Annotated in this window: 10 protein-coding genes and 5 tRNA genes; 6 read left to right on the top strand and 9 right to left on the bottom strand. The window is 45.4% G+C overall.

Annotation, left to right across the window (positions count from 1 at the left end; translation table 11 throughout):
• Positions 1-47: 47 nt before the first annotated feature.
• The 5 genes from QJR74_RS05755 to uvrC all read right to left on the bottom strand — a co-directional run bounded on the left by QJR74_RS05755 (position 48) and on the right by uvrC (position 3,092).
• Positions 48-134, bottom strand: a tRNA-Leu gene (locus QJR74_RS05755).
• Between the two features lie 133 nt (positions 135-267).
• Positions 268-354: transfer RNA gene (locus QJR74_RS05750), tRNA-Leu, on the bottom strand.
• 6 nt (positions 355-360) lie between these two features.
• Positions 361-434 (bottom strand) — tRNA-Cys (locus QJR74_RS05745).
• A 210-nt stretch (positions 435-644) separates the two neighbouring features.
• Positions 645-1,193, bottom strand: coding sequence for a CDP-diacylglycerol--glycerol-3-phosphate 3-phosphatidyltransferase (gene pgsA / locus QJR74_RS05740; protein WP_304373598.1), 549 nt, complete (start codon positions 1,191-1,193; stop codon positions 645-647).
• Between the two features lie 66 nt (positions 1,194-1,259).
• Positions 1,260-3,092, bottom strand: a complete 1,833-nt coding sequence (gene uvrC / locus QJR74_RS05735; RefSeq protein WP_304373597.1) for an excinuclease ABC subunit UvrC — start codon at positions 3,090-3,092, stop codon at positions 1,260-1,262.
• Positions 3,093-3,254: 162 nt separating this feature from the next.
• Between uvrC and QJR74_RS05730 the strand changes: the two genes are divergently transcribed.
• Positions 3,255-3,476 (top strand): DUF2594 family protein, encoded by a 222-nt coding sequence (locus QJR74_RS05730; protein ID WP_304373596.1) that lies wholly within the window; start codon positions 3,255-3,257, stop codon positions 3,474-3,476.
• A gap of 173 nt (positions 3,477-3,649) precedes the next feature.
• Positions 3,650-5,044, top strand: a complete 1,395-nt coding sequence (cycA, locus tag QJR74_RS05725; RefSeq protein WP_304373595.1) for a D-serine/D-alanine/glycine transporter — start codon at positions 3,650-3,652, stop codon at positions 5,042-5,044.
• Positions 5,045-5,082: 38 nt separating this feature from the next.
• Here cycA and QJR74_RS05720 read toward each other — a convergent pair whose 3' ends face one another.
• The 3 genes from QJR74_RS05720 to QJR74_RS05710 all read right to left on the bottom strand — a co-directional run bounded on the left by QJR74_RS05720 (position 5,083) and on the right by QJR74_RS05710 (position 6,377).
• Complete coding sequence (locus tag QJR74_RS05720) at positions 5,083-5,910, bottom strand: DMT family transporter (RefSeq protein WP_304373974.1); 828 nt, start codon at positions 5,908-5,910, stop codon at positions 5,083-5,085.
• Between the two features lie 242 nt (positions 5,911-6,152).
• A tRNA-Ser gene (locus QJR74_RS05715) sits at positions 6,153-6,240 on the bottom strand.
• Between the two features lie 49 nt (positions 6,241-6,289).
• A tRNA-Ser gene (locus QJR74_RS05710) sits at positions 6,290-6,377 on the bottom strand.
• 215 nt (positions 6,378-6,592) lie between these two features.
• On the opposite strand from QJR74_RS05710, the gene yccA reads away from it, so the two are divergent.
• From yccA to hspQ, 4 genes are all read left to right on the top strand, one after another.
• The gene (yccA, locus tag QJR74_RS05705) at positions 6,593-7,252 is read left to right on the top strand and encodes an FtsH protease modulator YccA (protein WP_304373594.1); all 660 of its coding nucleotides are present in this window, start codon (positions 6,593-6,595) and stop codon (positions 7,250-7,252) included.
• 99 nt (positions 7,253-7,351) lie between these two features.
• On the top strand, positions 7,352-7,681 hold the full coding sequence (tusE, locus tag QJR74_RS05700; RefSeq protein WP_304373593.1) for a sulfurtransferase TusE: 330 nt from the start codon (positions 7,352-7,354) through the stop codon (positions 7,679-7,681).
• Between the two features lie 78 nt (positions 7,682-7,759).
• Complete coding sequence (gene rlmI / locus QJR74_RS05695) at positions 7,760-8,950, top strand: 23S rRNA (cytosine(1962)-C(5))-methyltransferase RlmI (RefSeq protein ID WP_304373592.1); 1,191 nt, start codon at positions 7,760-7,762, stop codon at positions 8,948-8,950.
• Positions 8,951-9,007: 57 nt separating this feature from the next.
• A complete protein-coding gene (gene hspQ / locus QJR74_RS05690) occupies positions 9,008-9,325 on the top strand; it encodes a heat shock protein HspQ (RefSeq protein WP_304373591.1) in 318 nt (105 codons plus the stop codon).
• A 14-nt stretch (positions 9,326-9,339) separates the two neighbouring features.
• Here hspQ and helD read toward each other — a convergent pair whose 3' ends face one another.
• Positions 9,340-11,394 carry a DNA helicase IV gene (gene helD / locus QJR74_RS05685; RefSeq protein WP_304373590.1) on the bottom strand — a complete coding sequence of 685 codons (2,055 nt, stop codon included), beginning with the start codon at positions 11,392-11,394 and terminating at the stop codon, positions 9,340-9,342.
• Between the last annotated feature and the right edge of the window lie 94 nt (positions 11,395-11,488).

Below are 11,488 nucleotides of genomic sequence, written 5' to 3'. Positions count from 1 at the left end.
GTTAAGCAAATTTGCACAGAGTGCTCATTTTTATACATTAGAACCGGTGGTGCCCAGGGCGGGACTTGAACCCGCACAGCCTTACAGCCGAGGGATTTTAAATCCCTTGTGTCTACCGATTTCACCACCTGGGCAAATTCTATTTATCACCAACATAACTGTTACGGTGATCTTACTACTCAGTTACCCAAGCAGGGTTAACCTTGAAACTGACAGCCGCTTAAGCGGTTATTCGACATTGCACAAAGTGCTTATAATTACTATTTTTGGTGCCCAGGGCGGGACTTGAACCCGCACAGCCTTACAGCCGAGGGATTTTAAATCCCTTGTGTCTACCGATTTCACCACCTGGGCAGAATTTGGAGGCGCGTCCCGGAGTCGAACCGAGGTACACGGATTTGCAATCCGCTGCATAGCCACTCTGCCAACGCGCCATAATTCTTACACTTGCTCAAGCAAGCTTACTACATTAAGTCGAACTAACTTCTTGTTTTTCAAAGTGTTAATTCATATCCCTGTTCGGAATGGTGGCTATTATGGACTGTCTTCTTAGGGTTGGCAATAGCCACAGACACTTTTTTTAGTAATTCATTCACGACCGACTGAAAAAACATCATAATGCCGGATTGATAAACAAAAAACGCTTAAGAATTCATTAAATCGTTACTTGATGCTTTGAGATACTGGAACATTGACCAAAAGGTTAGGATAGCCGCTACATACAACGCGATAATTCCCACTACCGTAAACGCTTCGCTTGGACGCCAGAGCAATGCTAATAACGCAAACATTTGGGCGCTAGTTTTGAATTTCCCTATCCACGATACGGCTACGCTGCTACGTTTGCCAATTTCAGCCATCCATTCACGTAACGCTGAAATGATAATTTCACGGGCAATCATGGTCGCTGCGGGTAGCGTAATCCACCAGCTATGAAAGTGTTCAGTTACCAGAACGAGCGCTATGGCGACCAACACTTTATCCGCAACCGGATCGAGAAAAGCGCCAAAGGCGGTTGTTTGTTTTAAGCGACGTGCGAGAAAGCCATCGAACCAATCTGTCACAGCGGCAATGACAAAAAGAAGCGCTGTAGCCGTAGGCCCCCAACTGAAAGGCAAATAAAAAGCGAGGACGAAGAACGGGATCAAGATCACGCGAAAGAACGTAAGATACGTCGGTATTGTAAATTGCATATGCAACAAAGGCCTAGCAGTGAGAGCGAAGCCTTATGTTCCTACATTGTGCACACCGTTTCAATGCTAGTGTTTGAGTGAATAGAATATTTTTTCTGCCAAACTTTGAGAAATACCCGGCACACTGGCTATTTCATCAATAGAAGCATTTTTAAGCGGCTGCAATCCGCCCATATATTTCAACAGTTGCTGGCGACGTTTGGGTCCAATACCTTCTATTTCCTCGAGTGAGCTCGTCGATTTTACTTTGGCCCGTTTTTTTCTGTGACCCGCTATAGCATGATTATGGGACTCATCACGAATATGCTGGATAAGATGTAGAGCCGGATCATCAGCTGGGAGTGACATTCCCTCTCCGACAGGCAATTTGAACAGCGTTTCAAGGCCCGCTTTACGGTCACTGCCTTTCGCTACACCAAGTAATAAGGGTTTGGTTTTATCCCAAGGCACGTCTAGTTCTGCAAAGACCTCGATTGCCTGCGCCAACTGCCCTTTTCCGCCGTCAATAATAATGAGGTCGGGGATCTTTTCCGGTTCCAAAGGTTTACCGTAACGGCGTCGTAGTACTTGACGCATTGCGGCGTAGTCATCGCCCGGCGTTATTCCTTCAATATTAAATCGTCTATATTCGGCACGAACGGGTCCTTGCGGATCAAAGACGACGCAGGAAGCGATAGTTTGCTCGCCCATCGTGTGGCTGATATCGAAACACTCCATACGTTGCAGTGTCGGTAACTGCAGGTATTCCATCAATGCCTTAAAGCGTTGAGAAAGTGTTGAGTATTGCGAGCGTTTTGCCACCAATGCGGAGGTCGCATTAGTCCGAGCAAGTTTTAGATAACGCGCCCTATCACCTCGAGGCTGGGTCTGTAACTGAATTTTCCTGCCCGCTAATTCTGATAACGACTCACTAAGCACCTCTTTTTCTGGTAATGGAAAATCGACTAAAATTTGCGTTGGCAGCGAACGGGACTCACTTCCCTGTAAATAGAATTGCCCCACAAAAGTTTGCACCACTTCGGTTAATTCCGTGCCAGCCGGGACTTTAGGGAAGTAGCTGCGACTGCCCAATACTTTACCCTGACGGATAAAGAGTACATGGACACAGGCAAGTCCGGCATCGTAGGCAACACTGATTGCATCAAGGTCATCGCCTTGATTAGAGACAAACTGTTTCTCCGTCACACGGCGGACCGCTTGAATTTGATCCCGCAATCTCCCCGCTTCTTCAAACTTAAGCGCTTGGCTCGCCTGCTCCATTCTCGTTACCAACTGTCGTAGGACTTGGTCATCTTTGCCAGAAAGGAACAACCGCACATAATCCGTCTGGAGTTTATACTCTTCTTCACTCACCAAACCTTCAACACAAGGCCCTAAACAACGTCCGATCTGATATTGGAGGCAGGGACGAGTTCGATTTCGATACACGCTGTTTTCACATTGCCGTATAGGGAAAATTTTCTGCAAAAGAATTAAGGTCTCTTTAACTGCATACCCGTTGGGAAATGGACCATAATAATCCCCTTTCGCTTGCTTAGCACCGCGATGCATCGCCAAACGTGGATGTTTATCGCCACTTAGAAAGATAAAAGGATAGGATTTATCATCTCTTAATAAAACATTGTAACGAGGTTGATAGAGCTTGATATAGTTGTGCTCAAGCAATAAGGCTTCGGTTTCAGTATGAGTAACGGTGACATCTATATGTGAAATATTCGCTACCAGGGCTTCTGTTTTACGGCTACCCACATTTTGGCGAAAGTAGCTGCTCAGCCGTTTCCTGAGGTCTTTCGCTTTCCCCACGTAAATCACCTGCTGTTTGTTATCGTACATACGATACACGCCAGGTTGGTGCGTTACATGTTTTAAAAATTCTTTTGCATCAAATCGTTCAGTCACACTGCCGTCCTAAGTCTACTTATTATCTATAATGGCTCAAGCTTGTCTCACTCTTACTCAGTATGGCTCAGATAACCATTCTCAGCTAGGCATGCTGCTATCTAGAAATAACGTTATTGTGCTACACTCTCCCCAGTTTATTTACCTATTGGAGAAAACATAATGAGCTCAGCAATAACTACTGCTCAAGATGTTGAAAGTTTGTCTAAAGAAGTTACCTGTATGAAGATGTTATTAGCTTGCATGCTCAAGTCCATGGGACAAGTGGATGCCGGTAAGGCAATCCTGCGAATGGAGCGCCAACTGTCTTCGTTAGAAGAAGGAGAGGATAAGACGCAATTCACCGCGTTGTTGCAACAAATTAAAGCCGCTTATCTTGCCTAACTTATAATGACCTCCTGTTTCAGGAGGTATTTTCACCTATGCTCAGTTATTTAGCCTGATATGACCTCGAATCACCTCCCCCCTATTCTCAAAACGAAGTAGATTATGTTACAAACCCTTAGGACGTTCTAAAAATAACAACAACGATTGATCATCATCACAGGAAATTTTTCATGACGAATCTCACCGATCCCCAACACCCAGATAAGGGTGAGGGTTCACTTAAACGCAGTTTGCATAATAGACATATACAATTAATCGCTATTGGTGGAGCTATTGGTACCGGATTGTTTATGGGCTCAGGTAAAACCATTAGCCTTGCCGGCCCTTCCATTATATTTGTCTACATGCTAATCGGCTTTATGCTCTTTTTTGTGATGCGGGCAATGGGAGAATTATTGCTGGCTAACTTGGAGTATAAGTCCTTTAGTGATTTCGCCGCTGACCTACTAGGCCCTTGGGCTGGCTACTTTACCGGATGGACCTACTGGTTCTGTTGGGTAGTCACCGGTGTAGCAGATATCGTGGCGATCAGCGCTTATTTCCAATTCTGGTTTCCCGACTTCTCGGTATGGTTAAGTGCAATTCTCTGTGTCGCAACTTTCCTAATACTTAACATTGCTACCGTAAAATTATTCGGTGAAATGGAATTCTGGTTCGCCATCATTAAAATTATTGCCATCATTAGTTTAATCGTCGTGGGGATTGTCCTTGTCGCGTCGCATTACGCCCTACCCAATGGTACTTATGCTTCGCTTAATAATATCTGGTCTCATGGCGGCATGTTTCCTAAGGGACTATCTGGCTTTTTTGCCGGATTCCAAATTGCGGTATTTGCCTTCGTCGGCATCGAGTTGGTGGGTACAGCTGCAGCAGAAACCCATAATCCTGCAAAAGTACTGCCTAAAGCGATTAACTCTATCCCATTACGCATCATTATGTTCTATGTGTTAGCGCTCTGTGTGATCATGGCTGTAACGCCTTGGAATGAGATTGATCCTGCTCGCAGTCCTTTTGTCGCCATGTTTGTGTTAATTGGTCTGCCTGCTGCCGCAGGGATTGTTAACTTTGTGGTACTCACCTCAGCAGCTTCGTCGGCTAACAGCGGGATATTCTCTACGAGTCGTATGCTCTTTGGCTTATCTGAGCAGGGCGTGGCATCCAAGATGTTCGGGAAATTATCTAAGCGTTCCGTTCCGGTCAATGGATTACTGTTTTCGTGCCTTTGTCTGTTCTTGGGCGTCGCGTTGATCTATTTAATTCCGAATGTCATGACCGTTTTCACCTTAGTCACGACCGTTTCCGCAATTTTATTTATGTTCGTGTGGTCAATTATTCTCTGCTCTTATCTGGTTTATCGTAAAAAGTTTCCAGAAAAGCATCAACGTTCTGTGTTCAAAATGCCGGGCGGCGTTGTGATGTGCTGGGTGGTGTTGGCCTTCTTTGCCTTTATCATCGTATTGTTAACCCTACAGCCGGATACTCGTCAAGCACTAACCGTTACGCCATTGTGGTTTATCCTTTTGGCCATCGGCTGGTTTTTCAAGCGTAAATCGATTCAGTCATAGTTAACAGCGAGATGGGCGACACCGCCCATCTGGTTTTATTAGGCTTGTTTAACTCGCCGTTTAATTTTCAATTCACTGACCAAGACACCAGCCACAATAAGTACTCCGCCGAGTAATGCAAGGCTTGGTAAGACTTCCCCAGCAATGCGTCCCACAATGCCGGCCCAAACCGGTTCACCAGCATAAATAACTGTCGCACGTGTCGGTGAGATACTCTGTTGTGCCCAATTCATAGTCAATTGAATAATAGCGCTCATTAATCCTAGTCCTGCTGCGCTAATAATGACGGTCGGCGAAAAGTGAGCCACTGTCTCTCCGGCTGGTACCATGAATAGAAACGAAAACAGTGAAGCTGCAGCCAGTTGAATAATGGTGACACGCTTAGTATCGACCTGCCCAGCAAAGCCACTGATCAGAATAATTTCTCCAGCGATCGCTAACGTGCTAAGTAATGTGACATATTCACCGATTCCCAACCCCTGAGCCGTTTCCCCTGCATTGCCCGATAACAGCAAGAGTCCAACGAAAGCGAGAATAATGCCACACCAAGACATGAGCCGCGGTGGACGTTTAAGAAAAATCCATTGCAGCAATGGCACCAATGGAACGTACATCGCCGTCATAAAAGCCGATTGACTACTGGAGATAGTCTGCATTCCCCACGTTTGAAAGCTATATCCTATAGCAATACAAAAGCCGATTAATGTTCCGGCTTGTATATCCTTCACCGTTATCCCCGCCAAGCTTCGCCAGAATACTGCGGCTAAAAGTAAGGCCGCGACGGCAAAACGGACTCCGACGAAGAAGAAGGGGCTGGCGGTTTGCATCGCATGATGAACAATAAGAAATGTCGCTCCCCATAACATCGTGATAAGGATCAACGTAACTTCTTGGCGGGATACCTTCAACGCAACAGGCGATTTCACAGAGTCTCCTTTCAGTTGATAAAAAAACTAACGTTAAAATTTATGTAGATTACTCGTTTGCTAAGCACTTAAATGACTTGGCCAATATTCCTATTGGTCATTAACGAGTATGGCGAGATAGAGAAGAACATTGATGGCTGCAGAAATGCAAAAAACCAGCCTTAGGCTGGTTTCTTAAATAGTGGCGGAGGAGGAGAGATTCGAACTCTCGGATGGTTGCCCATCGGCGGTTTTCAAGACCGCTGCCTTCAGCCGCTCGGCCACCCCTCCGCAATTTTTTTACTACGACACAATACTATTATGCCCTTACCTAAGTAAGTGGCGGAGGAGGAGAGATTCGAACTCTCGGATGGTTGCCCATCGGCGGTTTTCAAGACCGCTGCCTTCAGCCGCTCGGCCACCCCTCCGCAATGAGGCGCACTATAAACACTCCCCCATTCGTTGTAAATAGCGAAATGGTCTGTTCGCTTGAAAAAGAAGCAAAAAGCGGTTTTATGATGATTAAACAGACAAAAAAACCTAACTAAACACTCCCCTGCGAGGTAAAGATGGGTAAACCCCCTTCAATCCTCGATGAGTAAGGATTACTTTGTACAAGTAAAAAATAATAAAAGGATTCATCATGGAAAAAATTATCACTTCACACAGCACCAGCCATACCTCAGTGACACCGCACGTGCTACGTAATACATACTTCCTATTAGGGTTAACTCTCGCTTTCTCAGCAATGACGGCGACCGCTAGTGTGATGTTTAATCTCCCAGCACCTGGTTTTATTTTAACCTTAGTCGGCTTTTATGGGTTGATGTTCTTAACCCATCGCTTAGCCGATCGGCCAATCGGTATATTGGCAGCGTTCGCGTTTACGGGGTTTTTGGGGTACTGCTTAGGACCTATTCTTAGCCGTTATTTAAGCACGGGTATGGGCGAGACCATAGCCTTCGCTTTGGCCGGTACTGCGCTTGTCTTTTTCTGCTGTTCAGCCTATGTATTGACGACTCGACGCGACATGTCTTTTTTAAATGGAGTGTTGATAACAGGCTTCGTAGTATTACTTGTCGCGGTCATCGCCAATCTATTTTTACAACTTCCAGCATTACAAATGACCATTAGTGTACTGTTTATTCTATTTTCTTCCGCCGCGATTTTGTGGGAAACCAGCAATATCATACAGGGGGGAGAGACAAATTATATTCGTGCGACAGTTAGCTTATATGTCTCGATTTATAATATCTTTTTAAGCCTACTCAGCTTATTAGGGTTTGCTTCTCGTAACGACTAGCGTTAGGGTCGAAGATAAGCATGTAGCCTTTAGAAATAAAGGCTATTTTTTTTGGTAAAATTCTTGATACCATTCTGCTAATGGTTTCATGAGATATGAATGATGATTATCGATAATAGAACGATAGAGACAGATAACGAAGGTTACTTAAAAAACAGCAGTGATTGGAATGAAGCCTTAGCCGAAGCGATTGCCCTGCAAGAACAGATCGACCTTACGCCAGAACATTGGCAAGTTATTCTGTTCGTTAGAGATTTCTACACCGAGTTCAATACCTCACCCGCAATTCGGATGCTAGTAAAAGCGATGGCAAAAAAATTTGGTGAAGAAAAAGGGAATAGCCGCTATCTGTTCCGACTTTTCCCGGACGGCCCCGCTAAGCAAGCAACAAAAATCGCAGGGCTCCCGAAGCCTGCTAAGTGTTTGTGAGAAACTATTTCAAGCATGACCGCTAAACGTGCTTATCGTACGCACACCTAATCTATTACCCTTAACGTTAAGACTACTATGACTGCACGAATTATCCTTGCAAAAGGACGCGAAAAATCACTGCTTCGTAAGCACCCTTGGATCTTCTCTGGGGCAATTAATAAGATGGAAGGCAAAGCAACATCAGGCGAAACCGTCGATGTCTGTGATGCTCATGGTCGTTGGTTAGCGAAAGCCGCGTTCTCACCTTCCTCACAGATTCGTGCGCGGGTGTGGAGTTTTGACCCTAACGAATCTATCGATATCGATTTTTTTTCGCGTAAACTTGAACAAGCGCTGAAATTACGGACCTGGCTCGCGGCAAAAGATGACCTGGACAGCTATCGGTTGATCGCTGGAGAGTCTGACGGCTTGCCAGGCATTACCATCGATAAATTCGGTAAATTTTTAGTTCTACAACTGCTGTCTGCAGGCGCAGAATATCAACGCCCCGCCCTAACAACAGCTTTACAGCAACTTTTCCCAGATTGCCATTTGTACGAACGCTCCGACGTTGCCGTGAGAAAAAAAGAAGGTCTTGAACAGGAGCAAGGTGTGATTTCAGGGGACACTCCCCCTGCGCTCTTACCTATCACTGAACATGGCATGAAATTATTAGTGGATATTCAACATGGTCATAAAACCGGTTATTACCTCGACCAACGTGACAGTCGATTTGGATTACGCCGTTATGCCAAGGATGCCGAAGTATTAAATTGCTTCTCCTATACTGGAGGATTCGCTGTTTCCGCCTTAATCGGTGGTTGTAAAAAAGTGACCAGCGTAGATACCTCACAAGAAGCCCTCGACATTGCCCGCCAGAATATTGAGCTGAATCAACTCGATTTATCGAAGGCTGAGTTCCTGCGTGATGATGTGTTTAAATTACTACGCCGTTATCGCGATGAAGGCCAATGCTTCGATGTCATCGTGATGGACCCACCGAAGTTTGTAGAAAATAAAAATCAATTAATGGGAGCTTGTCGAGGATATAAAGATATTAATATGCTCGCGATGCAACTTTTACGCCCCGGCGGATTCTTATTAACCTTCTCATGCTCCGGACTCATGACAACTGAACTCTTCCAAAAAATTGTGGCTGATGCAGCCGTCGATGCCGGGAAAACAGCACAATTCATTGAACACTTCCGTCAAGCAGCCGATCATCCGGTCAGCAGTGCTTACCCTGAAGGGTTATATTTAAAAGGCTTTGTTTGCCAAGTTTACTGACTTGAAAAACGACTTATCGCCCCCATGTCTCTGATTAATACTGAGTTGGAGACTATTATGATCAAGTGTAAATTCGGAATTGGTCAACAAGTTCGTCATCAATTGACGGGCGCTTTGGGGGTGATTGTCGATATGGACCCTGCCTATGCATTACAAACCCCGACACCGTCCAGCTTAATCATCCACGAAGGGCTATTAGTGCTTCCTTGGTACTATGTCGTTATGGAAGATGAGGGTGGCGAGACGGTCCAGACTTATGTGGCAGAATCGCAACTGACAGGTGAAATTCTCAACGAGCACCTTGATAATCCGGAGATGGACGATATTGCCGAGCGGGTTCGTTCTAAAATTAGCTCTCCCCTGCTTCGCCATTAGGCCCCTTTCGGGGCTTAAGGTTTCTTCGCGATAGGCACGCCTGCTTGTTTAAGTTCCTCGACGAAAGGTGAAGGTTTTTTAGGATCAAACATTATCCATAATCGTTGTCTTGCTCTAGTCATCGCGACGTAGGCCAGTCGACGTTCTTCTGCAAAGGGATAAGCTTCCTGTTCGACTAATAACCCCCGCTCAATAATGGTTTCTTGCGGCTCGGCCGGAAAACCTTCTTTTCCGGCGTTCACTCCACAAAGGATCACAAAATCTGCCTCGCACCCTTTACTGGCATGGATAGTCATATAATCGATAGTTAAATTCGGCCAGCGAGTTCCCGCTTTATCAAGTACTTTCGGTCTAAGGTAGTGGTAACGTCCTAGCAGCAAAATGGTCTCTTGCTGGGTCGCGAAACCACTGAGCTTATCGAGCAGACCCTCTAATTGCGTTTCATAGAGTAGCGTGATCGACTTTTTATTGCCTGGGCGTACGCTAGTAATAGTCTTACTTAGTTGTGATGGATTCTGTTGAATAAACTGTGACGCAATATCACTTAACCGCTGATCGAAGCGGTAAGTGGTCTCTAATTGGCAAACCGCGCCTTCACCAAAATAATCTGCGAATTTTGTAGTGAGATCCAACTGTGCGCCAGCGAAACGGTAAATGGCTTGCCAGTCATCGCCGACCACATAAAGATGACTATGTTTGTTCTGTTGACGTAACAATGAGATGAGTTTAGCTCGCTGCGGCGAAATATCTTGAAATTCATCGACCAACAGATATTTCCAAGGGCTAATAAATCGTCCCTTCTCAATCAGACCGCAGGCTTGTTCGATCAAACTCGAGAAGTCTACTGCCCCTTCCGCTTTCAACGCTGCTTTCCACGCTTTGACAATCGGGGACATCAATTTAATACGCTTTGTGAACAATGGGCGATCATCTTCCTTCGCCTGTTCGATCATGTGAGCTTGGCTGCCACCCTGCATCCTGATAAGTCCAAGCCACTTATCTAGTATGAGGGGGATCTTTTTCTGAATATCAGGCTGCTGCCAAAAATCCGTTTCAGTTAACGACCAACCTAAATCCTCTTCTAGGCACTGTCGCCATTGATTGGCTGCAGCTTTTTTCTGGCTGCACTGTCCTATCCAGTGATCAAGCAGCAACTTATGTCGTTCAGTGATATTGCTTTCTAATTCAGTAATGATAGGGGTCTTATTCGTGACTTGCTGGATGATAGCCAATGCTAATCCATGGAATGTTTTCGCGGTGATAGTTGATGCCCCCGTACGTAACGTTATCCGCTGGTTAAGTTCGTCAGCAGCTTTACGTCCAAAAGCTAAAATAACAATTTGATCTGCTTGCGCCTGTTTACGCATCAGTAACCAAGCTGTTTTCGCCACTAATACCGAGGTTTTACCACTCCCCGCTCCGGCTAAAACGAGTACAGACCTTTCATCATTCATCACCGCTTTACGTTGAGAAGCATTCAAAGGAGAGCTTTCCACCGTCGCAAAGAACTCTGCATAAGTCGATTCAAGTTGGGTTATCCATTGGTCGTTACGATATTGCCGTTGAGTTTCGGGCGCGGTTAACCACGCATGGCAATATTGCCAATGAGTGTAGGTGTCTGGAAAGGCTTGAAGACGTTCACTTGGTAAGGGTAAAGCAGCCAACACTTCTTGGACATGCGTTTGTAATCCTTGTAAAGCGTCTTGGGTTAACCAGCGGTCTTTCTGCACGGTATCGAGAATAAACTGCTGGAGTTCCCTGAGCACTTGGTCACTGATGTCAACCATCTGTTGTGTCCAGGACTGCCACGATTTCATCAGATATTGCCAAAATCGCTGCGTCTCTGACCATTCGGTCCCGTGTAAACGGACAACTTTATCATCAGCTAATTGGAACTCTAATTCTCCCCACACCATGCCGCGCTTGCAACGAATCCCAATTAATTGATTAAAAGGAATAATGTATTCATGATGATCACCAGAGACTTCGACACCTGCAGCAAGCATTCGAACCCGATGATAGGGATGCTGTGCTAGCTTCTTACCGATTGACGTTGCTTTTAGTTCCATGCACCTGGCCATTGTTTTACACTATCACTGCTGACGATTTTAACTGCCATCAGGTTTGGCCTCCAGATAAATCTACTCTGAAACAATCTTTAAT

The organism is Tatumella ptyseos (assembly GCF_030552895.1).
In the GTDB taxonomy this organism is placed as follows: domain Bacteria; phylum Pseudomonadota; class Gammaproteobacteria; order Enterobacterales; family Enterobacteriaceae; genus Rosenbergiella; species Rosenbergiella ptyseos_A.
This window is presented reverse-complemented; position numbering and strand designations above follow the sequence as displayed.